At 37.1% G+C, this 24,518-nt stretch carries 27 protein-coding genes; 21 read left to right on the top strand and 6 right to left on the bottom strand.

Translation table 11 applies throughout. The features are described from left to right. Positions 1–62: 62 nt before the first annotated feature. From CRT24_RS15000 to CRT24_RS14990, 3 genes are all read left to right on the top strand, one after another. The gene (locus tag CRT24_RS15000; RefSeq protein ID WP_099372026.1) at positions 63–2,465 is read left to right on the top strand and encodes an ABC transporter permease; all 2,403 of its coding nucleotides are present in this window, start codon (positions 63–65) and stop codon (positions 2,463–2,465) included. Between the two features lie 412 nt (positions 2,466–2,877). Next, complete coding sequence (locus CRT24_RS14995) at positions 2,878–3,537, top strand: ABC transporter ATP-binding protein (RefSeq protein ID WP_099372025.1); 660 nt, start codon at positions 2,878–2,880, stop codon at positions 3,535–3,537. A 47-nt stretch (positions 3,538–3,584) separates the two neighbouring features. Beyond that, entirely contained in the window at positions 3,585–4,445 is an 861-nt protein-coding gene (locus CRT24_RS14990; RefSeq protein ID WP_306473171.1) for a transglutaminase-like domain-containing protein, read from the top strand. 35 nt (positions 4,446–4,480) lie between these two features. On the opposite strand, the gene CRT24_RS14985 is transcribed toward CRT24_RS14990, so the two are convergent. After that, on the bottom strand, positions 4,481–5,563 hold the full coding sequence (locus tag CRT24_RS14985) for a hypothetical protein (protein ID WP_099372024.1): 1,083 nt from the start codon (positions 5,561–5,563) through the stop codon (positions 4,481–4,483). Positions 5,564–5,689: 126 nt separating this feature from the next. Between CRT24_RS14985 and CRT24_RS14980 the strand changes: the two genes are divergently transcribed. The 15 genes from CRT24_RS14980 (at position 5,690) to CRT24_RS14910 (ending at position 17,561) form a co-directional block, all read left to right on the top strand. After that, positions 5,690–6,340, top strand: a complete 651-nt coding sequence (locus tag CRT24_RS14980; RefSeq protein ID WP_099372023.1) for an epoxyqueuosine reductase QueH — start codon at positions 5,690–5,692, stop codon at positions 6,338–6,340. A gap of 74 nt (positions 6,341–6,414) precedes the next feature. Beyond that, positions 6,415–6,954 (top strand): DUF177 domain-containing protein, encoded by a 540-nt coding sequence (locus tag CRT24_RS14975; protein WP_099372022.1) that lies wholly within the window; start codon positions 6,415–6,417, stop codon positions 6,952–6,954. Positions 6,955–6,969: 15 nt separating this feature from the next. Then, complete coding sequence (gene rpmF, locus CRT24_RS14970; protein ID WP_093100719.1) at positions 6,970–7,161, top strand: 50S ribosomal protein L32; 192 nt, start codon at positions 6,970–6,972, stop codon at positions 7,159–7,161. Positions 7,162–7,265: 104 nt separating this feature from the next. Then, positions 7,266–8,204, top strand: coding sequence for a phosphate acyltransferase PlsX (gene plsX, locus CRT24_RS14965; RefSeq protein WP_099372021.1), 939 nt, complete (start codon positions 7,266–7,268; stop codon positions 8,202–8,204). A 5-nt stretch (positions 8,205–8,209) separates the two neighbouring features. Continuing rightward, the gene (locus CRT24_RS14960) at positions 8,210–9,199 is read left to right on the top strand and encodes a beta-ketoacyl-ACP synthase III (RefSeq protein ID WP_099372020.1); all 990 of its coding nucleotides are present in this window, start codon (positions 8,210–8,212) and stop codon (positions 9,197–9,199) included. 65 nt (positions 9,200–9,264) lie between these two features. Further along, on the top strand, positions 9,265–9,750 hold the full coding sequence (gene accB, locus CRT24_RS14955; protein ID WP_099372019.1) for an acetyl-CoA carboxylase biotin carboxyl carrier protein: 486 nt from the start codon (positions 9,265–9,267) through the stop codon (positions 9,748–9,750). Positions 9,751–9,817: 67 nt separating this feature from the next. Further along, positions 9,818–11,179 carry an acetyl-CoA carboxylase biotin carboxylase subunit gene (gene accC, locus CRT24_RS14950; RefSeq protein WP_099372018.1) on the top strand — a complete coding sequence of 454 codons (1,362 nt, stop codon included), beginning with the start codon at positions 9,818–9,820 and terminating at the stop codon, positions 11,177–11,179. 91 nt (positions 11,180–11,270) lie between these two features. Next, positions 11,271–12,143 carry a twin-arginine translocase subunit TatC gene (gene tatC / locus CRT24_RS14945; RefSeq protein ID WP_099372017.1) on the top strand — a complete coding sequence of 291 codons (873 nt, stop codon included), beginning with the start codon at positions 11,271–11,273 and terminating at the stop codon, positions 12,141–12,143. 6 nt (positions 12,144–12,149) lie between these two features. Continuing rightward, on the top strand, positions 12,150–12,587 hold the full coding sequence (gene rpiB / locus CRT24_RS14940) for a ribose 5-phosphate isomerase B (RefSeq protein WP_099372016.1): 438 nt from the start codon (positions 12,150–12,152) through the stop codon (positions 12,585–12,587). An 18-nt stretch (positions 12,588–12,605) separates the two neighbouring features. Further along, positions 12,606–14,192: a M28 family peptidase gene (locus tag CRT24_RS14935; protein ID WP_099372015.1), complete on the top strand. Its 1,587-nt coding sequence runs from the start codon at positions 12,606–12,608 to the stop codon at positions 14,190–14,192. Between the two features lie 133 nt (positions 14,193–14,325). After that, the gene (locus tag CRT24_RS14930; protein ID WP_099372014.1) at positions 14,326–15,144 is read left to right on the top strand and encodes an ABC transporter ATP-binding protein; all 819 of its coding nucleotides are present in this window, start codon (positions 14,326–14,328) and stop codon (positions 15,142–15,144) included. Next, a complete protein-coding gene (locus CRT24_RS14925; RefSeq protein WP_099372013.1) occupies positions 15,141–15,920 on the top strand; it encodes a hypothetical protein in 780 nt (259 codons plus the stop codon). The genes CRT24_RS14930 and CRT24_RS14925 overlap by 4 nt, the downstream gene beginning before the upstream one ends. Next, positions 15,921–16,274: a GntR family transcriptional regulator gene (locus CRT24_RS14920; protein WP_099372012.1), complete on the top strand. Its 354-nt coding sequence runs from the start codon at positions 15,921–15,923 to the stop codon at positions 16,272–16,274. Between the two features lie 2 nt (positions 16,275–16,276). After that, positions 16,277–17,053 (top strand): hypothetical protein, encoded by a 777-nt coding sequence (locus tag CRT24_RS14915; protein ID WP_099372011.1) that lies wholly within the window; start codon positions 16,277–16,279, stop codon positions 17,051–17,053. Between the two features lie 13 nt (positions 17,054–17,066). Next, positions 17,067–17,561, top strand: coding sequence for a hypothetical protein (locus tag CRT24_RS14910; protein WP_099372010.1), 495 nt, complete (start codon positions 17,067–17,069; stop codon positions 17,559–17,561). Positions 17,562–17,803: 242 nt separating this feature from the next. Here the strand turns inward: CRT24_RS14910 and CRT24_RS14905 are convergent, their stop codons facing one another. After that, the gene (locus tag CRT24_RS14905; protein ID WP_099372009.1) at positions 17,804–18,358 is read right to left on the bottom strand and encodes a ferritin; all 555 of its coding nucleotides are present in this window, start codon (positions 18,356–18,358) and stop codon (positions 17,804–17,806) included. A 148-nt stretch (positions 18,359–18,506) separates the two neighbouring features. Here CRT24_RS14905 and CRT24_RS14900 point away from each other — a divergent pair, with 148 nt between their 5' ends. Genes CRT24_RS14900 through CRT24_RS14890 form a run of 3 tightly spaced genes read left to right on the top strand, consistent with a single transcriptional unit; the run spans position 18,507 to position 20,485 of the window. Then, complete coding sequence (locus CRT24_RS14900) at positions 18,507–19,451, top strand: DnaJ C-terminal domain-containing protein (RefSeq protein WP_099372008.1); 945 nt, start codon at positions 18,507–18,509, stop codon at positions 19,449–19,451. Between the two features lie 3 nt (positions 19,452–19,454). Continuing rightward, entirely contained in the window at positions 19,455–19,760 is a 306-nt protein-coding gene (locus CRT24_RS14895) for a chaperone modulator CbpM (RefSeq protein WP_099372007.1), read from the top strand. Between the two features lie 41 nt (positions 19,761–19,801). Further along, positions 19,802–20,485: a phosphoribosylaminoimidazolesuccinocarboxamide synthase gene (locus tag CRT24_RS14890; protein ID WP_099372006.1), complete on the top strand. Its 684-nt coding sequence runs from the start codon at positions 19,802–19,804 to the stop codon at positions 20,483–20,485. Between the two features lie 653 nt (positions 20,486–21,138). Here the strand turns inward: CRT24_RS14890 and CRT24_RS14880 are convergent. The 4 genes from CRT24_RS14880 to arfB all read right to left on the bottom strand — a co-directional run bounded on the left by CRT24_RS14880 (position 21,139) and on the right by arfB (position 24,469). Then, positions 21,139–21,993 (bottom strand): hypothetical protein, encoded by an 855-nt coding sequence (locus CRT24_RS14880; RefSeq protein WP_099372004.1) that lies wholly within the window; start codon positions 21,991–21,993, stop codon positions 21,139–21,141. Between the two features lie 100 nt (positions 21,994–22,093). Beyond that, the gene (locus CRT24_RS14875; RefSeq protein WP_099372003.1) at positions 22,094–23,449 is read right to left on the bottom strand and encodes a TonB family protein; all 1,356 of its coding nucleotides are present in this window, start codon (positions 23,447–23,449) and stop codon (positions 22,094–22,096) included. 11 nt (positions 23,450–23,460) lie between these two features. Beyond that, positions 23,461–23,832, bottom strand: a complete 372-nt coding sequence (locus CRT24_RS14870; protein WP_099372002.1) for a BlaI/MecI/CopY family transcriptional regulator — start codon at positions 23,830–23,832, stop codon at positions 23,461–23,463. Positions 23,833–24,031: 199 nt separating this feature from the next. Further along, positions 24,032–24,469 carry an alternative ribosome rescue aminoacyl-tRNA hydrolase ArfB gene (arfB, locus tag CRT24_RS14865; RefSeq protein WP_257214058.1) on the bottom strand — a complete coding sequence of 146 codons (438 nt, stop codon included), beginning with the start codon at positions 24,467–24,469 and terminating at the stop codon, positions 24,032–24,034. Positions 24,470–24,518: the final 49 nt, after the last annotated feature.

Genomic DNA, 24,518 nt, shown 5'->3' with positions numbered 1-24,518 from the left:
ACCGCCCTGGTTGGTGTCTCCAGCAACCAGAAATTGAAATTAAAAAACATAAAATCTACAATATGATAAAAAACGATTGGAAAATAGCTTGGAGAAATCTGTGGAAAAACAAAACATTTTCTATCCTTAATATTCTAGGTTTGACCTTAGGGTTTACTGGATTTATTCTCTCCTACCAATATATCAACAGAGAAACCAGCTATGATAAATGGAATCCTAACTATGATAAAATCTATCAAATCGGACTGGAAGCGGATGGAGCTTTTACGCAAGAAACACCACCTTCTCTAGCACCATTGATCAAAGAGAATTTTCCAGAGGTGGAATTGGCAGGTAGAAGATTGATCTATCCTTACGGTGGATATCCAATCTTTGGAGAAACGACTGTTTACATGAAAACTGCCGCTCTTCTGGATTCTTCTGCCGCAGAAATTTTTCAAGTCAAAAGTCAAAATGGCCCCCTTTTCAAATCAAAGGACCAAAAAGAAGCAACTTTAGTAAATGAAAGAGATGCTAAACTCTTATTCAAACCTGAGGACTTAGCATTCAATGAACCTAAAAAACTCCCCATGTTGGCTGTAAATTCTGGGATGGAAGAAACCATCTATGGAATTATTCAAGAACGCAAAATGTCAATGATAGATTATGACTTTATATTTATCAAAGAAATTGGAGATGAAAAGGCAGATGGAAACCCATTTACCTATCAAACATTTATACAAGTAAAAGAAAATGCAAATATTGAAGCATTACGGGAAAAAATAAATAATTTATATCAAAATAAAATAGCGAACAATGACCGAGTGAGATCTTCCGCATTCGCCAAAGGAAGAATTTATATAGATCCGCTTGCCAATCTACATTTACAGCCAAAAGCTGGATCCAATACCCCTTACTTAATAGTTTGGATCATAGGTATTCTATCGATTATTATTTTGGTTCTTGCTTCAGCAAATTTTGCCAATATGATTATGGCACAAGCGGATCAAAGAGTAAAGGAATTGGCGATCAAAAAAATCCTGGGAAGCAGTAGGCTTGCTATTATCAGTCAATTGTTGATAGAAGTTCTGATTTTAACGGTTATTGCCGCACCATTAAGTCTAATTGCTTTGGCAATCTCTGGAAACATATTGCAGAAATGGTTCAATGATGATTTAAAAAACTACTTGTTCTCCCAGAAAACATTATTTCAACTTTCCTTAGCTGTAGTTGCAACCACTCTACTGTCAGGAATTTATCCTGCAATCGTACTTTCAGGATACAAAACTATACATCTTTTAAAAGGAAGTTTAACAATGACCGCTCAAAAATTCACCTTTCGAAATGCATTATTGACATTTCAAGTAGTCTTTGCGATCGTATTTATTGTTGGAATGTTGGTCGTTCAGCAACAAATAAAATATATTCGGGATACAGATAAAGGATTTGAACCAGAACAGATCATCAGTTTTAATGGTATTGGTCTTTATTATAATGGAGCAATAGGTGGGAATTTCGAGGATTTTCAAAAAAGACTGATGAATGATCCAAGTATCGTATCTGCAACATCAGCCACAAATGTCCCAAGCTACGGAGAAAGACCACCAAAAAAGGAATTCTTTTCAAATTCAGCAAAATTTGATATGGAACATATTGTAATCGATCCTCGATATTTCGAAACACTGAAGATAGAAAAGATAGCTGGCGAAGAAAATATCTCCTTGGCCCAGATTCTGAAAGACAGCTTGTCTAACTATGCGGTCATCAATGAAAGTGCTGCAAAATCTTTAGGTTTAACTAATCCAATTGGTGCGAAAATAGCTGGTTGTGACGTCAATTTTGAAATTATTGCTGTCGTAAAAGATAGTAAAACTTATGGATTTGAAAACAAGGTGGCTCCTACTGTCTATAGTTATAAGAATGAATGTGGCCAAAGAATATTTAAGATCGCTTTAATGGTCAGAACCGCACCAGGAATGGCAGATCAGGCCATCAAAATTGTTGAAAAGGAATGGCAAAAAAATGAACTATCGAAAGACTTGCCACTGGATTATAGATTTATGGATCAACAATATGCCAGTCTCCATGCAAAACAAGAAGAAATGCAGTCTGCCTTCAATATTTTCAGTATAATCGCTGTTATCATTGCATCTTTGGGATTATTCAGTATGTCCGCATTTCAGGTAACTGTAAAACGAAAAGAAATGAGCGTTCGCAAAGTTCTTGGAGCCTCAATTAATGCTATCTTTTTCCAGCTTAATAAACCTTTTTTTAAGATCTTCGGTATAGCTTGCTTATTCGCTATTCCTTTAGCTTTTCTAATGATCAGAAGCTGGTTGAACAATTTTGCATACCATATTGAAATTCAATGGTGGTATTTTGCTTTTGCAGCAGTTATTGTATTCGGAATAATATTACTAACAATCAGTTATCAAGCAATCAAGGCAGCAAAAGAAAATCCTGTCGATAGCCTAAGAGACGAATGAGTAAGTTGCCGGTCGAGACACCGCCCACGGCGAAACATCGCCTTGGTAGGTGTCCCAACCAACAAGTATTACCACCCTGGTTGGTGTTCCAACAAACAAGTATTACTTCCCTGGTAGGTGTCCCCATCAACCAGAAACCACCGCCCTGGTTGGTGTCCCCACCAACCAGAACATCAAGAATGCCCAGCCTCACCGTCCACTACCGAACAAAAACTGTTCGAATCCGAACATCCCAAAACAAAAACATTAAACCATCTCCTTGAATTCCAATAATTTACATTAATGGCAAGCAGATTGTATTTTTCAATCCCAAAGACCATTAAATTCTTACTGGAAATACAATCCATTTAATGATTTAAAGATTAATTAAAAAAGTTAAATTAGAATCCATAGATAAGACCAAATTAACAACATGATAAAATTAGAGCACATTTTCAAATGGTACAACGTGGGAGGCACTAAATCATTTATTCTGAAGGACATAAACCTCGAAATTGCAGAAGGTGATTTTGTATCGATTATGGGACCATCAGGTTCCGGGAAATCAACTTTGCTGAATGTCATCGGGATGCTGGATGAACCCGACGAAGGCTCCTATTTCTTCATGGATGAAGATGTGTTAAAGATGAAAGCAAAAAAAAGATCGCAATTATTTCAATCTCATATCGGATATGTTTTTCAATCTTACCACTTAATCGACGAGTTGACTGTTTATGAAAACATTGAGACACCTCTGATTTATAAAAACCTTTCCTCTTCTGAACGCAAGAGCATTGTTTCCGATATGTTGGACCGCTTTAATATTGTTGGCAAGAAGGATTTGTTCCCAGCTCAATTATCTGGGGGACAACAACAGGTTGTAGGCATTGCACGTGCTTTGGCAGGATCGCCAAGACTTTTGTTGGCCGATGAACCTACTGGAAACCTAAATTCTAAACAAGGTGAAGAAATTATGGAACTCTTCAAACAACTGAACGATGAAGGAATGACCATTATTCAGGTTACCCACTCAGAGAAAAATGCGGAATATGGTAAATCCATCATTAATATGTTGGATGGACAATTAAAGTAATATTATCGACAAGGATTTTTGGGATTGCCTTTTATTTCGTAAATTTCATGGTGAATGAAAAAGAAATAAAGGCACTCATCTTTCTTTTAGATGATCCCGACAGGGAGATTTTTCAAGAGATCGAGCACAAACTAATCACCTGTGGACCAGAAGTAATACCTTTATTGGAACACTCGTGGGAGTCTTCCTTTGACCCCCTTTCTCAAAGCCGAATTGAAAATATCATTCATAAAATCCAATATGATCAAGTTAAAAATGACTTACAACTTTGGAAACTCAACAATTCTGAAGATTTATTGGAAGGCCTATTAATCATCAATAGATATCAGTACCCAAACCTACACGAAGAGCAGGTATATTACCAGCTGGCCGAACTTCGGAGAAATGCCTGGTATCATCTAATGTATGATATGAGCCCTGTAGAAAAGGTGAAATTGCTCAACAATATCCTTTTTAGGGAATTTGGACTTTCTGGGAATACATCAAATTACCATGACCCTCAAAATTCATTTATCCACAAAGTACTGGAAACAAAAAAAGGAAACCCAATCAGTTTAGCCTGTATCTACGCTTTAGTAGCTCAAAAACTTGATATCCCTATTTATGGGGTCAACTTGCCAAAACATTTTGTGCTGGCATACGTGGATCCTGATAACCAAGAGAAAGTCCAGTTTTATATTAATGTGTTCAACCGTGGACAGATTATGCGAGAAGAAGATATATATGCTTTCTTAAGGCAACTCAACCTGCCATTATCTGATGCATACACCTTGCCATGTGACAATATAGCGATCATTAAAAGAGTATTGAGAAATCTAATAGCCGCTTACGAACATGTAGATAATGCTGAAAAGAAATTAGAGGTTGAAACCCTGTTGTCCTTAATAGAAGAAGACGAGATTATGTAACCTCGTCTTCCACAATTAATAATATTTTAAAGAACTTAATTCCTGGCATCCAAGGAAACACTTCTTGGAGTAGAAAAATCAGCTCTTCCTGCCTGTTTATATTGATATATATTATTCGGTTCTACATCTCCGTTATCAGTTTTCAAAAACCGGTAAACTGCTTTAGATATTGGATCTGCAACATATAAATATTTACTGTCTTTTCTAAAGTCAAGCTCTACATCCACAGGCTGCAATAACTTTGTCTTTGGACCTTGAATTATTCTTGTAGGCGTAATATTTCCACTTGCTTGACTAATCGCATTATAATCGTCAAAAATCAGAATCCTCCCTTGGAAAGTAGTTCCTGATTGAACAAAATCTGTCAGGGCAAGCATATTATTGACAGTATCGATCGACATGCCCCTAATATTTGTAGCATTAGCCACAGTTAATACTTTTGATGGCTGAACTTGAGTTAAGATAGAGTCTCTTTTTATGACCTGCTCATCATAGATTTCTATACCACTTTGAGGTCCAGATTTACTGACTACTAAACCGCTTTTTACAATCGCCACATCCCAAGGAGTAATGTTGTTCGCAAATTCATAAGTTTGACCCGGTTTCCCAAAGGCAGATAATCCTCTTGGCCGATCAAAAACATAATACATAGGATTTTCGCCACCGGCCTCAATTGCATATAATTTATCTAAGCTTGGATGGAAAACTAAACCCCTCACACTTCTAAGAACACCCTGACGAATACTACCATTATCATTTTGCAAATTTCCCGTTTCTCCAACTGTCAACCTATAAATAAAGGTGTCAATTTTTGTCGTATTCATTGATGCTTGGAAAACCCTTTGTGCAGCTGGGTGAAAATAAATCGTATTACCGCCCTTAACTGAAGAAGTAAATGGACTGAAAATGGCTCCCATACTTGTAGAATCATCCGATTGAGACAATAAAACCACATTTGAAAAAGCAGTTTCTTCTACATTTGGATTAAAATCTGAATAGGATATATATAATCTGGAAATAGATTTATTCACAGGGGGTTCATCGTCATCTTTTTCACAGGAATAGAATCCCATTAGGGTGACAATAGCAAGTAAAGCAAACAGGTACCTTAGTTTCATAAAACAATTAATTTATTACAAATGTATAAAATTATCGTTTGCAGACGATGCCCCAAGTCTTTAAGAAGTGTTAAAGTTGATTAAATAAATGGTTTTACGTAAAATTGCAGTATAGAACATAAAGCAATGGAGAACAAAGAATTTGTAAGAGAGAAGTTGGAATTACCCAACCAAGGGAAAAAGCTTTTGCTTCACTCCTGCTGTGCTCCCTGTTCCGGTGAGGTTATGGAGGCGTTGATTGCTTCAGACATAGAATTTACCATCTATTTCTATAATCCTAACATCCACCCACGAAAGGAGTACGATCTCAGGAAAGAAGAAAACATCCGTTTTGCTGAAAAACACAACATCCCATTTATCGATGCCGACTATGATGTAGATCATTGGTTTGAATTGGCTAAAGGTATGGAGCATGAACCTGAAAAAGGAATCCGCTGTACCATGTGCTTTGACATGAGGTTCGAAAAAACTGCAGAGTATGCCGATGCCAATGGATTCGACGTCATCTCAAGTTCTTTGGGAATTTCTCGTTGGAAAAATATGGAGCAGATCAATGACTGCGGCTTGAGAGCAGCTTCAAGATTTCCCAACATGGAATATTGGACATTCAATTGGCGCAAAAAAGGTGGATCTGCAAGGATGCTCGAAATCAGCAAAAAAGAAAAATTCTATATGCAGGAATATTGTGGCTGTGCATACTCCTTAAGAGACACCAATAAGTGGAGAATGGCCAACGACCGCCCAAAAATTGAATTAGGAAAAAATTATTACGAATAGCCTACACGATTTTTTAAAATAAATTTCATTTATACTTAATTAATCATTACTTTTGCAGGCTCAAATGCAAGATTGTGAAGTATCTAAAAAAATACAGAATACCATTTTCAGGTCTTTCAACAGGTAAGCACAGTTTTGACTTTGAAATCGACGAGAAGTTCTTTGCATGTTACGAACATTCCTTAGTGCAGGACGGCAACTTAAAAGCAGTTGTTGAACTACAGAAACAGGAAAACATGTTGATAGCTCATTTCGACATTCAAGGTACTATAAAACTTACCTGCGATGTATGCCTGTCAACATTTGATTCTCCAGTTCATATTAAGGAACGTGCTTTGGTAAAATTCAGCGATGAAGATTGGAACGAGGACACAGAAGAAGTCATCACCCTTTCCAAAAGCGACTATGAATTGGACATTGCCCCATTACTCTATGAGTATATCAATGTGGCAGTGCCGCCTTACCCTAAGTGCAGTGAAAATGGAGACGGGATCGAGTGTGACCCCGAAATGTTGGGAAGAATACAAAACGAAGAAATCAGCTCGTCTGAGGAGGACAATGAAGAGAACATTGACCCTCGTTGGGAAGCATTGAAGAATATTAAAAATAACTAAAACAAAAAATACGAGATGGCACATCCAAAACGTAAAACTTCTAAATCTAGAAGAGACAAGAGAAGAACACACTATAAAGCGGAATTACCTAGCTTAACTGTTTGTAAAGAAACTGGCGCGGTGCATAGACCTCACCACGCATATACAGTAGACGGCAACTTATACTACAACGGTAAATTAATTATTGAGAATACCGCTGCTGTCTAAAGACATCTTTATTGAAAACATCCCAAAAAAGTATAATATTTTATATTATTAACTTTCACTTGGGATGTTTTTTGCGTATTATTGAATAATATAAATAATAACGAATGAAGATTGGATTAGACGTGTTGGGGGGAGATTTTGCTCCAGATTGTAACATCAAAGGAGCAATTGAAGCTCAAAAACAGTTGGATGATTCCCAAAGAATCGTTCTATTTGGCGATGAAGAAGCTAACAAAAAAGCCATTGCCGATGCTGGATCTGACCCCTCAAAATTTGACTATGTTCATGCTCCTGATATTATCAGCATGCACGAACATCCCACAAAAGCAATCAGCCAAAAACCGAACTCTTCCATTGCGAAGGGATTTGACTTATTGAAAACAGGAGAGATAGATTCTTTCTCATCTGCAGGTAACACAGGTGCCATGCTGGTTGGCGCTATGTTCAGCGTTAAAACAATTCCAGGGGTTATTCGCCCAGCAATAGCAACTAATGTCCCTAAGTTAAAAGACGGATTCGGAATCCTATTGGACGTTGGAGCTAATGCAGACTGTAAACCAGAAATGCTGAACCAATTTGCAATCCTAGGAAGCCTATATGCAGAACATGTATACGGCATCCCTTCTCCGAAAGTCGGACTACTGAACATCGGCGAAGAAGAAGAAAAAGGAAACAACCTCACCATCGCTACCTACCCCCTATTAAAAGAAAACAACAAAATCAACTTTATCGGAAATGCAGAAGGTCGTGATCTATTCAGTGATCATGCCGATGTAATTGTATGCGATGGATACACAGGAAATGTCGTACTCAAACTTGCGGAGTCATTTTATGTGGTAACATTGAAGAAAGGGTTCAAAGACCAATTCTTCGATAGATTCAATTACGAGCAGTACGGTGGAAGCCCAATCTTAGGAGTAAATGCTCCTGTGATTATCGGCCATGGAATATCAAGTCCAGAGGCTATTAAAAATATGGTATTACTGTCAAGAGATATGATCGCATCAAAATTCATTGAGAAAATCAAATCTGCTTTTAATTAAAAAATATGTCTAAAATTCACGCAGCTATTACTGCAGTAAATGGTTACGTTCCGGACTATATCCTTACCAACAAAGAGTTGGAAACTATGGTGGACACCAATGATGAATGGATCGTAACCCGTACAGGAATTCGTGAGAGAAGAATATTAAAAGATCCCGGAAAAGCAACTTCTGACCTAGCAGTGCCGGCAGTAAAAGGATTATTGGAAAAAAGAGGCATATCAGCCGAAGAAATTGACCTGATTATCTTTTGTACAAGTACCCCTGATATGTTGTTCCCTGCTACGGCAAACATCTTAGCCGATAAAATTGGCGCAACAAAAGCTTGGGGATACGATTTGCAAGCTGCTTGTTCTGGATTCCTATTCGGATTAACAACCGGAGCACAATTCATCGAGTCAGGAAAACATAAAAAAGTATTGGTAGTCGGTGGAGACAAAATGTCCGCTGTAGTAAACTATCAAGATAGAAATACATGTATACTTTTTGGTGATGGTTGTGGTGCTGTTCTTTTGGAACCAAACACTGAAGGAAATGGTGTAATTGATTCTATCCTAAAAACTGACGGTTCGGGTGGACAATACCTAAACATCAAAGGGGGTGGTTCATTAAATCCTGCATCCCATGCAACAGTAGACGCAGGATTGCACTACGCATACCAAGAAGGACGTACCGTATTTAAATTTGCAGTAACCAATATGGCTGATGTAGCTGTCGAAGTGATGGAACGAAACAAATTGACATCTGATGATGTTAATTGGTTAGTACCTCACCAAGCCAATAAAAGAATTATTGATGCAACTGCTGAACGTGCTGGATTGCCAGAAGAAAAAGTAATGGTAAACATCCAAAAATACGGAAATACAACTAGTGGAACAATCCCACTATGCTTATGGGAATGGGAAAGCCAACTTAAAAAAGGCGACAACCTGATCTTAGCCGCATTTGGTGGTGGATTCACTTGGGGATCCGTTTATTTAAGATGGGCTTACTAATACGTATTTTTTATTACCTTTATAGCTATTTATTTTTTAAAATTATTAAACAAACCTACTAGCATATGAGTATGGATATTAAACAAATTCAAGATCTGATTAAATTCGTTTCTAAATCGGGTGTGAATGAAGTATCAATCGAAGAGAAAGATTTTAAAATTACAATAAAAACGAATCAAGAGCCCACTTATGTAACTGCAACAATTCCAACTGCACAGGCAATCCCTGCAGCAGCTCCTGTTGCATCGGCTCCAGCACCTGTAGCCGCAGCTCCAGCTGCACAAGCACCGGCTGCTGACGATAACGCTAAATACATTACTATCAAATCTCCGATCATTGGTACATTCTACCGTTCTCCAGGTCCAGATAAAGCATCATTCGTTAACGTAGGTGATGAAGTAACGCCAGGAAAAGTAATCTGTATTGTTGAAGCAATGAAATTGTTTAACGAGATCGAATCTGAAGTATCTGGTAAAATCGTGAAGATTTTAGTAAATGATGCACAACCTGTAGAATACGACCAACCTTTATTCTTAGTAGACCCTAGCTAGTTTCAGGAAGTACTCCAGAAACTTTTTTTATTGTCCTAAGAGATAAAGTGTTATATCATACAGTATTATGTTCAAAAAAATATTAATTGCAAATAGAGGCGAGATTGCACTTCGTATTATCCGTACCTGTAAGGAAATGGGAATTCAAAGTGTCGCAGTATATTCTACTGCAGATCGCGATAGTTTACACGTTCGCTTTGCGGATGAAGCGGTTTGTATCGGCCCTCCTGCTAGTAAAGATTCTTATTTAAATATCCCAAATATTATTGCAGCAGCAGAATTAACAAATGCTGATGCAATCCATCCTGGATATGGATTCTTGTCCGAAAACGCAAAATTCTCCGCTATCTGTGCAGAATATGGCATCAAATTTATCGGTGCTACTGCTGAACAGATCGAAAAAATGGGAGACAAAGCATCGGCTAAAGAAACCATGAAAAAAGCAGGTGTACCAACAATCCCAGGATCAGATGGTCTTGTACCTGATGTAAAAACTGGTCTCAAAATCGCCAAAGAAATGGGATACCCTGTAATCCTTAAAGCAACAGCCGGAGGCGGTGGTAGAGGTATGCGTATCATTTGGAAAGATGAAGAATTTGAACCAGCTTGGGATTCAGCACGCCAAGAGTCAAGTGCAGCTTTCGGAAACGATGGCTTGTACCTTGAAAAATATGTCGAAGACCCTCGCCACATCGAAATCCAAGTAATTGGTGATCAATATGGAACAGTTTGTCACCTTTCTGAACGTGACTGTTCTATCCAAAGAAGACATCAAAAATTAGTCGAAGAAGCTCCATCTCCATTTATAACACCTGAATTGCGTGCTAAAATGGGTGAAGCAGCTATATTAGGAGCAAAAGCCGTTAAATATGAAGGCGCTGGAACTATCGAATTCTTGGTAGACAAACACCGCAACTTCTATTTTATGGAAATGAATACCCGTATTCAAGTAGAGCATCCGGTAACTGAAGAAGTAATCAACTTCGACTTAATCAAAGAACAAATAAAAGTTGCTGCTGGTATTCCGATATCAGGAAAAAGCTATGAGCCAACCATGCATGCAATTGAATGTCGTATCAACGCGGAAGACCCTTTTAACAACTTCCGACCTTCTCCAGGTAAAATCACCAATTTCCACTCACCAGGCGGACATGGAGTACGTGTAGATACGCACGTTTATTCTGGATATACAATCCCTCCAAATTACGACTCTATGATCGCTAAATTGATCTGTGTAGCGCAAACTCGTGAAGAAGCAATCAACACGATGGAGCGTGCATTAAGTGAATTCGTAATTGAAGGAGTCAAAACAACAATCCCATTACACCTTCGTTTAATGCGTGACCCTAACTTTAGGGCAGGTAATTTCACAACGAAATTCATGGAGACTTTCGACCTTACGGAGTATCCGGATGAGGAAGTTGTATAAAATTTACTTTACATAAACAAAACATGCCATTCTTCTCACGAAGAATGGTATTTTTGTTTTCTTACGATTTTAGATACTGCATAGAAAATACATGTCCAAGAATATAAAACTTATAGAAGCAATCAAGAACAAAGGAAAAAACATCGAAGCAGAAATGTCTTTCTTCGATCACCTTGAAATCCTGAGATGGCATATCATCCGTTCTGTTATTGCAATAACCGTATTTGCAATCCTTTCGTTTACTTTCTACGATTTCGTCTTTAACCAAATCATTATGGGACCAAAAAACTTGGATTTTTGGACCTATAGAATGATGTGTAAGGTAGGAGCTGCATTAAATCTTGAAGGTTTCTGTGTAGAAAAGATCCCTTTTAATATCATCAATACCGAATTGGCAGGTCAGTTCATGTTACAAATCAACTCCTGTCTCTTAATGGCAGTAGCGCTAGGATTCCCTTATCTCCTATTTGAAATCTGGCTGTTCATAAAACCTGCATTGACAGATATAGAACGTAAGTCTGCAAGAGGATTTGTCTTCTACGCAACATTGCTTTTTATCATTGGGGCATTGTTTGGATATTACATAGTGGTACCATTGTCAGTAAACTTCCTTGCTAACGTATCATTGAGTGAAGAAATCACCAATCAAATTACAATTGATTCCTATCTATCGACTATTGCAACACTAACATTAGGTTGTGGAATTATATTCTTGTTGCCAATCCTGATCTTTATATTATCGAAGATTGGAATTATGACGCCGGAATTTATGCGTGCCAGCCGTAGATATGCAATCGTTATTATTTTGGTAATTGCGGCAATCATTACACCTACTGCAGATATTATTACGTTATTAACCGTAAGTGCTCCAATGTTCATCTTGTATGAACTGAGTATTATGGTTTCGGCGAATGTCAAGAAATCAAAAGAATTAGCAGAAAAAGAATTTTACAATACAAAATAAAATATCATGTCTAAAAAAATCGCAATTGGCAGTGATCATGCTGGAGTTGAATATAAAGCAGCATTAATCACATTCTTAAATGAACTGGGTTATACAGTTCAGGATTTTGGTCCTGCTACTGCAGATTCTGTGGACTACCCAGATTTTGCTCATCCAGTAGCATCAAGTGTTGAAAACAAAGAAAATGAATTAGGTATCCTAATCTGTGGAAGCGCAAATGGGGTAGCTATTACGGCTAACAAACACCAAGGAATCCGCGCAGCAATCTGTTGGCTCGAAGAAATATCAGCCCTTGCCCGTCAGCATAATGATGCAAATATCGTATGTATTCCTGCTCGTTTTATCGACCTAGACTTGACAAAACGAATTGTACGCACGTTCCTAACTACTGAGTTTGAAGGTGGACGTCATGCTAACCGTGTGAATAAAATCTCTTGTGCATAAAAACCAATTAAATCAATAATGAAAAAATATCTTATTCTATCCTTTTTGTTGCCAACATTATTCAGCTGTTCGGTAGCACAACAGGCAAATCAGAAAAAATATGCAGATCTTCTTACAGAAGAATCAGCAAAAAAACATCTTACTATTCTTGCATCAAAAGAATTTGAAGGACGTGGAACTGGACAAGAAGGTGGTAAAAAAACTGTGGAATATATCGCCAATGTATTCAAAGAACTTGGCCTTAAACCAGCAGTCAACGGATCTTATTTCCAACCTGTAGAATTGGAAAGGTCTTCATACGTTGTTGAAAATTTCAACATTAACAACAACAAGCTCACCAATGGTAAAGACTTCTTTGTACAAGGAAACAACAATCTACAAGATTTCAAAGCTTCTGATCTCGTATTCGTAGGATACGGAATCCAATCTGATAAATACAATGATTTAACAGGATTAGATATTGCTGGTAAGATTGTATTGGTTATCAATGAAGGTGAACCTACTAAAGACGGGAATTCATTGATCTCTGGCAATAGTACTCCTTCGGATTGGTCAACAAGCCGATTCAAAAGAATTCAAGAACTTAGCAAATTAAAACCTGCAATGATCTTGGCTGTCAATTCCCAAAATGCACAGATGATCGAACGTTTTGGAAATCGATTGACAGGTGGAAGATTTACGCTTAGATCTAACAAGGAAGAAACAAATCAACCGACAATGGGAATACCTGTTGCGAATATCACTACAGAGACCGCAAATCAAATCCTTGCCGCAAAAAATACCAGTATTGAGAAAGTTAAAGAAAACATCAATTCAACAGGTAAACCAAATTCTTTTGACGTAAAAGCTTCTGTAGACGCTAAAATGGGTGTTAAAAAAGAAGAATTCAATGACCCGAACGTATTAGGTGTAATTGAAGGAACAGATTTAAAGGATGAGGTTGTCATCATCTCAGGTCACTATGACCATGATGGAATCCTTCCTGATGGAACTTTCTTCCCAGGGGCAGATGATAATGGTTCAGGTACTGTAGGTGTAATGGAAGTTGCTAAAGCTTTCGCAGCTGCTAAAAAGGCCGGAAAAGGACCAAGAAGAACAATCCTATTCATGGCATTTGCTGCTGAAGAAAAAGGCTTATTGGGTTCAAATTATTACTCGCAACACCCTATCTTCCCATTGAGCAATACAGTGACTTGTTTGAATATGGATATGATCGGTCGTATCGATGATAAACACCTTGAAGGAAACCATAATTACATCCATGCAATTGGATCTGATATGTTGAGCTCAGAATTAAAAGCAATCAACGAAAAAGCAAATAAAGAATATACGCAAATGGAATTGGATTATATGTATGACGATCCAAATGACCCAATGCGTATATATTACCGTTCTGACCAATACAACTTGGCTAAGCACGGAATTCCAGTGATATTCTTCTTCTCAGGATTACACCCAGATTACCACACTCCAAATGATACTGTGGATAAAATAGACTTCCCTATGATGGTAAAACGTGAAAAACTTGTTTTCCATACGGCTTGGGAAATCGCTAATAGAGATAAAAAATTAGTGGTAGATAAAACTCCTGCTCCTGCTCAATAATCATTCGCAGAACGTATAAAAAAGAAGCACTCTAAAACAGAGTGCTTCTTTTTTTTTGATTTTTCTTGCAAATTAAAATCTCATGCATATATTTGTAGTGTACTACCATATTAATACACTAAAACCATGAGGTATGTTAAACATAAAATCATTATCGTATCATTATAAACCAAAAAGGAATATCCTTTGGAATATCAATTCAGACCTTCAACCTGGAAATATATATGGGTTGTTGGGATTGAATGGAGAAGGTAAGACAACATTTCTAAAACTAATCGTAGGCATGTTACTACCAAAGGATGGAACAATTGAATACAATGGACATTTAAGTATAGAACGTTGCCCGGAATACCTCAATGATGTTTATTTTTTACCTGACTACAGTAAATTGCCAGATTTAGGGATTGAGCAATTCGGAAAATTATATGGTGCATTTTATTCTAAATATGACCATCAGCAATTTTTGGACTGTATCAAAGAATTCAGTATCCCCACTGAAAACAAACTGAAAGCTTTGTCATTAGGACAGCACCGTAAAGTTCACCTTTCTTTTGCATTAGCATGCAATAGTGCCGTGCTCTTAATGGATGAACCTACAAATGGCTTAGATATCCCCTCAAAAGCTATATTTAGAAAACTGCTTTCAAAATATATTAATGAAAATAGAATTTTCTTAATTGCAACGCATCAGATCAGAGATATTGATGCACTACTGGATCATTTACTCATCATGAAGAATGGAAGCTTGGTGTTGGATAAAAATATTTATCAGTTATCCAATCAATTTAAGATTAGCAAATCTCCCTCAGATGCTGAAAATGCACTGTATGTGCAAGATGATTTAGCTGGCCCCTTTTATCTAGTGAAAAATAATAGCGGCGAGGAAGCAAAACTAGATATCGAGTTTTTATTCAATGCTTTTACTAACAACCCGAAACCAATTGAACTATGAAACCAATAATTAATTATCTGAACTGCATTTTTGCATCACATAAATATCTCATATTCTCTATCCCGCTAATTGCATTGGTATTATATGGAATAGGGCTATTTTTCTTTTCAGGAGAAATATGGGATCTTCTTAAAAATTCACCTGCTAAATTGGATGACAATGCTCTTATATCCATTTCCAATATAGGATTTATGAATTGGACGGTTTCGCTTGTTATTATCCTCCCATTCTTGCACCTTTTATTTATTCCTAATCTGTTCTATAAAACCTATGACTTTACGCTACCGATTAGTGCTGGTCAGAAGCTTGCCTCATATATTATAATTACTTTGATTATTACGCTCTATAACTCATTATTTATTTTATTAATGAACTTTTCAATAGAAGCAATTTTAAAAATGCTGTATTGGAATGATATAATGGGGGCATTTGATAGAAAAGGTTTATTATATACTGAGATCAGCAAATATTCTGTTTTTCATAACTCAAAATGGACCTTGGTTTTTTTCACGAAACTATACCTTATCTTCCTTTTCTTTCCATTTTGCTTATTTGCTGGATTATATTTCCGCAAATATGGCCTCTTAATTTCTGCAGCTTTTATAGTGTTCGGTGCAATTATAGGTGTCACAATTAGATCATTGATCTGGAATGGATATTCAGAACGGATAACTAATCAATTCTATATCGATTTTTATGATTGGGGTCCCCTATTATTAGCTACCATTCTTTGTTATATAGGATTTTATTACTTTTTAAAGGAGAAGGAGGTTTAGATGAAGTTTGAATCAGACAAACCCATTTATTTACAGATCATCGATATCGTAACGGAGAAAATCTTGACTGGAGAATGGGCAATCGGTGAAAAAATCCTTTCAGTAAGAGAATTTGCCGCAAGTGTAGAAGTTAATCCAAATACGGTCATGAGATCCTATGACAAGCTACAACAAGATGAAATTATCTTCAACAAACGTGGCCTAGGATTATTCGTAGCAGAAAATGCCGTTGAAATTATTCTGAAAGAAAAGAAAGCTAACTTCCTGCAAGTCGAGGCTCCAAAATTCTTTCAGTCAGCAAAATTATTAAACATCAGTATCGATGAATTAATCGAACTCTATAAATCGAACTAATTATGAAAAAGTCAAATATATTCCTATTTACTTCCATTCTAATCATCTGGATTATCTACGTATTTATGGAACCTTTAAAAGGAAATGTATTCATAGATAAATTAACTGGAAAACCTAGGGATCTTTTTTCTGCAATGATTCAGAAACTAGATAAAACAAATGAGATTAAGTACGCAAAACTTGATGGAATCAATCATATAAAAGTCATTGGCAACAATGAAAATTTATATACCGACATTTATTATTCGGATTCGACGAGTGCCAAAGCTTCTTGGATGGGTCAATATAAGGATTTGCATTATGAAAAAATTAAAGATTCCTTGATTATTACCGTACAACCGAATGAAAGAAGATCATTAGACCTCAATGTAGACCCTAATAAATCTTATACACTTACATTTGTAGGAACAACAGGTAGCCTTGGAATTGCCCCAGATGATAGCTCTACGAATGGGGTAAATTCAATCTATCTAAAAAACGCATCAAAAATTAACTTATCTATAAATTCTAGAGAAAAAACTTCTCCCTATTCAGCCTTAAAACTAAACGTTGATGGTAAATCCAGATTTGAAATCGATAATTTTTCAACCAAAAAATTAGATGTTAAATTAAATAATGGCTTATTGGTTTTAGAAAAGAATACACAAGTTGATTCTCTTAACGCTGACTTACAAGGTCTGAGCAATATCATCATAGGAAAACATCCAGAAGAAAAACGAGTGAATTCTTTAACCTTAACTGGAAATCTTGACTATTACAACCAGAGAAAACCAAAATAAATGAGATGCAATTATGATATCAAAAATTATTTTGAAGCTCTTCAGCATCTTATTGATCTTTCTGACTGGTTTATTGAACTCAATATTCGATGATAAACCCAGGAACGACCAACATTATCCTGAAAACAAAATCGAATCAGTCAAACAAATAAATAAAATCCCGACCGTGGCAAATGTCACAACCATGGCTGGAGTCTCAGCCGTGATCAGAGAGAGTGCCGTGGTCAGAGGGAGTGCCGTGGCTGGTGTCTCCACCAGCCACCAAAATTCCATAGCCGTGATAGGTGTCACAGACATGGTAGTTGGAACTGCCTTGACAGGTTTCTCCATCGGCACCTGTGAGCCAGTCGTAGTCGGTAGGACAGCCGTGGTCGGTGTCTCCACCGACCACCAAAATTTTAACGCCGTGGTAGGTGTCCCTTCCTTCCACAGCGAACAAACCTCATCGAGGTTAAATGCCGTAGGTATGAAATATCTCTTAAATGCCATCGGCATGCCATATCTATAGAAATGAAAATCGCCCCCTTTCCCACGACATGCCTGTCATCCTAATCGCAAGATTAGGAAACTGTTTTTATAATTTAGGCAGAAGACATTAGAATTGACACGAAGTCCTTAGCCGCCAATATCTTGTAAAGATTGAATCGACATATTTCCCAAAACATCAAAGGGCAGAAATAAATTCTGCCCTTCTTAGTTTTTCAAGTTTCATGGCATGGGGCGCCATGTATATTTTTGGATAAAATGTATTTATTCTGGATTATCGGCTGTTGATTCACGAGCCAAGGTAACCTCATCAGGAGCATTTCCCAAATGTTTGTCCAATTCAAACAACGATTCATCTGTAGCACGATCACCTCCAGCAATTTTTAATTTATCAATCAACTCCATCGCTAATTTCTCTTCCTCGATTTGTTCTTTTACAAACCATTGTGCAAAGTTCCATGTTGCCCAATCTTTCTCTTCCATGGACTGATTAACCAAACCATAAATGGCATTCGTATTATCAACCTCATGCTGGAAAACCATATCAAAACATTCTGAAATCGTTTTCGGTAATGTTTTATGTTCTGTAACTCCTTCAACTTTAGGTGTACCACCTCTTTCCAAGATATACATCATGATCTTGATCATATGATTTCTCTCCTCCTGAGCATGGCGAAATAAAAAATTTGCTATACCACCATATCCCATTGTATCTGCCCAGCATCCTAAGGATAAATAAATCTGAGATGCTTGATTCTCTTTGGTCATCTGTTTGATCAACGATGTTTCCATCGCTTTTGATAGTCTATTGGTATCCATAATATCTCTTTTTTAATAGAACAGTTCAATTCTTACTTTGTTTCCCTAAACAACCTTTACTTTTACACATTTAGATTGTAAATTTGATATTATCTATTAATAAACAAAACCCAATAATACTTGTTCTTTTTTTAAATCAATACACAATATGGCGTTTTTAGATTATTACAATGTTTTAGGATTGGACAAATCTGCCAGTCAAGACGATATTAAGAAGGCATATCGTAAACTGGCAAGAAAGTTTCACCCTGATCTTAATCCAAATGATGAAAGTGCAAAGAAAAAATTCCAGGAAATAAATGAAGCAAACGAGGTACTGACCGACCCAGAGAAACGCAAAAAATACGACCAGTATGGCGAAAACTGGAAACATGGTGAGGAATACGAAAAAGCCCAACAAGAATATGCACGTCAAAGAGGTTCACGTGGAGGAGCTTCAGCTGGCGGTGGAAATCCTTTCGAAGGATTCGACTTCAACAATTATAACGGAAATTACGACACCGGTGAATACTCAGACTTCTTTGAAGATCTGTTTGGATCCCGATTTGGGGGAGGAAGAACCTCTGGAAAAAGAGGAAGCTATCGTGGACAAGACTATGAAACCACAGTAGATTTAACATTGCTCCAAGCTTCCCAAACACACAAACAAACTTTTACCGTTAACGGAAAAAATATACGAATTACTGTTCCAGCAGGTGTTGAAGATGGACAAAAAATCCGCCTTAAAGGACAAGGTGGTGATGGTGTCAACGGTGGCCCCAACGGAGACTTGTATATTACTTTTTCCGTGAAACCTGACCCTCGTTTCAATCGTAGAGGAAATGATCTATACACCTCTATCTTAGTTGATCTTCCAACGGCTTTGATTGGTGGGGAAACCATCGTCGATACGCTGACCGGCAAGATCAATGTCAAGATCAAACCTGAAACCCAGAACGGTACAAAAATCAGACTGAAAGGTAAAGGGTTCCCAGTATATAAAAAAGATGGTGAATTTGGAGATTTATACGCGGAAATCAACGTTAAATTACCGACAAACCTGACCGAGGAACAGAAGAAAATAGTAGAACAATTAGCGGAATCATTAAAATAAGCCATGGAAAAGACATTATTTAGAGTAATCGATATCTGCCGTACCAATAATATTGAACGCACATTTGTTCATGAACTCCATAACAATGGGCTTATTGAAATCATTGTGCAAGAGGAACAAGAGTTCTTAGAAGAAGAGCAGGTATATCATGTGGAACGTTTTTCCACCTGGCATTATGAATTGGACCTGAATGTACAGGGAATTGAAGTTGTCAGCAACCTAATCGATAAGATTGAAGAATTACAACGCGAATTAAGATCTTTAAAGGTTGAAAATAAAGGTGGAATTGAGGATAATTTAGGCATATAGGTCATTTTTTGATAAATTCGCCCTAATTAACTGAAACCATCATGGAAAAAATCTATCAAGGAAAAACAAAAGACGTTTATAGTCTGGGGGACAATCAAATTCTATTGCAATTCAAGGACGATGTTACTGGTGAAAATGGCGTATTCGATCCTGGAGCAAATACAGTTGGCTTGACCATCGAAGGTGCTGGAAAATCAGGCCTTAAGATGACAACCTACTTTTTTAAAGTGCTCAACAAATTGGGGATTCCTACCCATTTTATCTCTTCAGATATCGATAAGGTGCAGATGATTGTTAAAGATGCTAAAGTATTTGGCAAAGGACTAGAAGTCATTTGCCGTTATAGAGCAGTTGGCAGCTTTTTGAGAAGATATGCAGCGTATTGTGAAGAAGGTCAACCATTGGGCAGCTTCGTAGAAGTAACCATTAAGGATGATGAGCGTGGAGACCCTGTTATTTCTGAGGATGCCCTGGAGATGCTTAGACTACTGAACAAACAACAATACCAAGAATTAAAAGAGCTGACCAAGAAAATCTGCGGAATCGTAAAAGATGAATTAGCAAAGAAAGGCCTCGAGCTATATGATATCAAATTGGAATTTGGCCATGATAAAACAAATAACCAAATCATCCTGATCGATGAAATATCAGGCGGAAATATGCGCGTATACAAAGACGGCAAATATGTTCCACCATTGGAATTGGAAAAATTGTTTCTAGCTTAAAAATTTTTAATGGTTGGTGGAGACACCAACCAGGGCGATAAACCACAAAGGCCCGTGGGGTTGGCCCGCCGTGGCTGGTGTCCTCACCTGCCACTGAAAACATACCATTGGCATTAATAAATGGTTGGTGGAGACACCAACCATGGCGATAAACCTCATAAACCTGTAAGGTTGGCCCGCCGTGGCTGGTGTCCCCTCCTGCCACTGAAAAAATGCCATTTGGCCTTAATAAATGGTTGGTGGAGACACCAACCATGGCGATAAACCTCATAAACCTGTAAGGTTGGCCCGCCGTGGCTGGTGTCCTCACCTGCCACTGAAAACATACCATTGGCCTTAATAGATGGTTGGTGGAGACACCAACCATTGCGATAAACTACAAAAGCCCGTGGGGTTGGCCCGCCGTGGCTGGTGTCCTCACCTGCCACTGAAAACATACCATTGGCCTTAATAGATGGTTGGTGGAGACACCAACCAGGGCGATAAACCACAAAGGCCCGTGGGGTTGGCTCGCCGTGGCTGGTGTCCTCACCTGCCACTGAAAACATACCATTGGCATTAATAGATGGTTGGTGGAGACACCAACCATGGCGCCATGTTTTGTCTAATGTCTTATGTCTATTGTCTATTGTCTTATGTCTATTGTCTAAAGCCTACTGTCCACCAACCCTAAACTCCTTTCTTTCCAACAACTTCTCCTCTTCATCATAATACTCCATCACATAATCATTGGGACATAGCTTTAACTTTATCTCCCCTTCCTCACCTTTCTTGATCAATTTAAAATAGGATATCGTTTTATTGGGGCCATAAATATCAAATACCTTCAAATAAATCTTCTTTCTCCCTTTCATCAATTCCAGGTTAGGTTGAATGGTCCAATCCATTCTCTGATTTTCCTCACAATCAAAAATCTGCCAGGTAGACTTATATTGAACCTCTTCCTTTAATTCCTTAGCATTGATACCTGCCAAATAATTAAACCTGTCTAAGGCCTTATCTCTGTTATTATCCTCGATTTTTAGCGCATAAAACAACATGCTGATACTTTCTTTATTACCATAAGGAATATAAACATGTTTAATAATCATATCCTCATTAGAAAAATCCTTGATATAATATGGGGCCTTTTCATAAAACTTTTCCTCAAAACCTTCTACTTTAAACGGTCTTTTCCTATGCTTAACTACAACCATATTATACTTTGGCCTATTCTCTGGCACAACAGAAAACATGACCTTATCACCATTTTTACCCAGACCAACCATCTTCATCATTCGAGTATCCAAGGGATAGTAACTTGTTGTCCGCAAACCGCTCTGACCTGTTTCCCGAGGCTGAAAAGCACGGTATACCCATATATTGACAGCTTCTTTTTCATTGAAATACTTGTCCACATCCCCCGTAAAATATCCATCACTGGCAAATTCTTTCGTCCGACATGAAAAAAACAACAGCAATAGCATGCCCAATAGGAGCTTAAAGAGCAACCTAATCCATATTCCCATAAAATATCTTCTTAAAAAAAATGGATCATCTTTTGACCTTTACGGTCAAAAAACAAATCCATCTTCAAGCCTTTAATGATTAATTGTTTTTGATTAATTTTTACATTTGTGAAAGATCAAACCTGATAGGAAGCATATATCTGACAGCAACACGTTTGCCATTATGGATTGCAGGCCTCCAATCTTTTGTGTTTTTTAAAGCTTTAATACTTTGTTGCCCCATGCCATATCCTAAATCTTTAGCCACCTTAATATCCTGAAGCTTTCCTTCTGTATCGATTACAAAACTTAGTTCAACAGTACCTCTCGCCCCAGCATCGATAGCAGCTTGTGTATATTGTACATTCTCCGATACCGTTTTTCTAAATTGATTTAATCCACCTGGATATACTGCTGGAAGTTCAACCTTATCAAAATCCATAACATCATCAACCTTTGATTTTGGTTCCGGAAAAACAATTTTTTCCTCTTCGATATTTTTTGAGCTCACCTCAATAGGCTCAGAAGAACTGCTCTTCTCCTCCTGCACTGTTTCAGCAGCGACTTCTTCAACCTTTGAAACGCTTGAATCTGTCATTGCTTCAGGTCCAGTGGTTGCAATGGTATCTGCAGTACTTGAACTCGACTCCTTATTTGGTGATTTACAATTGATCGTCAGTCCTAAAAGCAGAATAGCCATAGGCAAAATCAATAAGTATAATAATCTGTGTTTTGAATTTGATTTATCCTTAAATATCATTTTTATCCTTTCCTTTAAAATAGATTTATTGGAAAACTCATGGCTCAAATGATGAGGATGAATATTCATGGCATAAGCGACCAAAAGCTCCGCATACGCAACCTTGTCTTCAGAAAAATGATTGTCTACGATACACTCATGTTGGAATTTAAGCTCATCCCTGATCCAAAACAAAACTGGATTGAACCAATTGAATGCACGAATGAGTTCAACAAATAGTATATCATAACTATGACCTTGCTTAACGTGCAATTCTTCATGAGCTTTGATTAACGAATCATCCTTGACTTCAGCTCCAATTTTGATAGAATTGAAAAAGGAATAACTCCCCTGTTGTTTCGCAGAAAATTGCTTCGAAAACAATAGTAAGATCCTATATCCTATCAATGCAAGCGTTACAATTACACCAATCCAATAAAACAATCGAACCCAATTATCTAGGATCCAATTCTTCTCCTGAACCATATTTACAGCAATTGGAGCCAGTTCTTGATTAACCTTTCCATTTAAGGAAAGATCCAAGACCGGCAAAGTGACTTGCATCATTTCTGGAACTTGGAAATCTATAAATAAAACCAAGGGAATCAAATAGGCAATAAAAATACTGCTCAATAAATACCAGCGGTTTAAATTGAAAAAAGTCAATCTCTTAAGTCCAAATCTATAGATCAGAAAAAATAATGCAAGAGCCAAGTTTGATATCAATAGATAATTCATAGCGATCTATTTTATTTCTTATGTTTCTGAATGAGTTTCATGATCTCATCTAAATCCTGCACATCCAATTTCTTCTCTTCCAAAAAGAAAGAGAGCATGGAGCTAGCAGAATTCTCAAAATAACCTTGTAACAGTTTTCCGGTTATAAGTTTTTTATATTCTTCTTTTTCAATCTTTGGAAAATAACGATGGCTTTTTCCAAAAGACTCATGATCCACAAAACCCTTGGTCTCGAGAATCCGTACAATAGTAGATACTGTATTATAGGCAGGCTTTGGTTCAGGAAGGATTTCAATGATATCTTTGACAAATCCACCCCCAATATCCCACAAACTATGCATAATTTGCTCCTCGGCCTTTGTAAGTTCTTTTAACTCGTCCATTATTCTATTAATATTTAAAAAAGACAATATTGCCTATAATCGATTATATAACGAATATATAACTAAAAATATAGTTATACAACTAAAAACTTAGTTATATAACTATATGTAGAATTAAAACACTGATTATCAGTAAAATAATTTTATTTATATAAGATTAAAAAACTTGAAAAGTATCGGAATTAGGGATAAAAATTGGTTAATCGTCAAATTTCCATTGTCGATTCGCCTTTTTGGATGATTGTTTTTTCTTCCGATCCAATCGATCTAGGATGACGGATTTAGGCGTTTTGGTAGGAATTCTTTTGGCATCGACTTTTAATGCGTCTTCAATAAGATTAAAGAATCTTTCGGTTACCAATTCTTTATTTTTCAATTGGCTTCTATCGATACTTGAGTCCAATTGCAATAATCCTTCTTTGGAAATTCTATTGGACAATCTTTCAGCAATCAAATCCTTCTGTTCGGAATCAAAAGCCTGAGAATTAGCAATATCCCAGTTCAACATAACTTTAGAGGAAACTTTATTAACATTTTGTCCTCCTTTGCCTCCAGATCTTGAAGTTTTAAAGCTCAGTTCTTGAATTAATAATTCTTTATTTACACGCATTTGTAATAAAATTACAATTTTTTCCATTCTGCATAAAATTTTGCACGACTATATTGATACCATTCTTATCTTTAAG

The sequence above is a fragment of the Sphingobacterium sp. 1.A.5 genome (genome assembly GCF_002734235.1).
Classification (GTDB): domain Bacteria; phylum Bacteroidota; class Bacteroidia; order Sphingobacteriales; family Sphingobacteriaceae; genus Sphingobacterium; species Sphingobacterium daejeonense.
The sequence above is the reverse complement of the archived record's forward strand: the minus strand, read 5'-3'. Positions and strand labels throughout refer to the sequence as shown.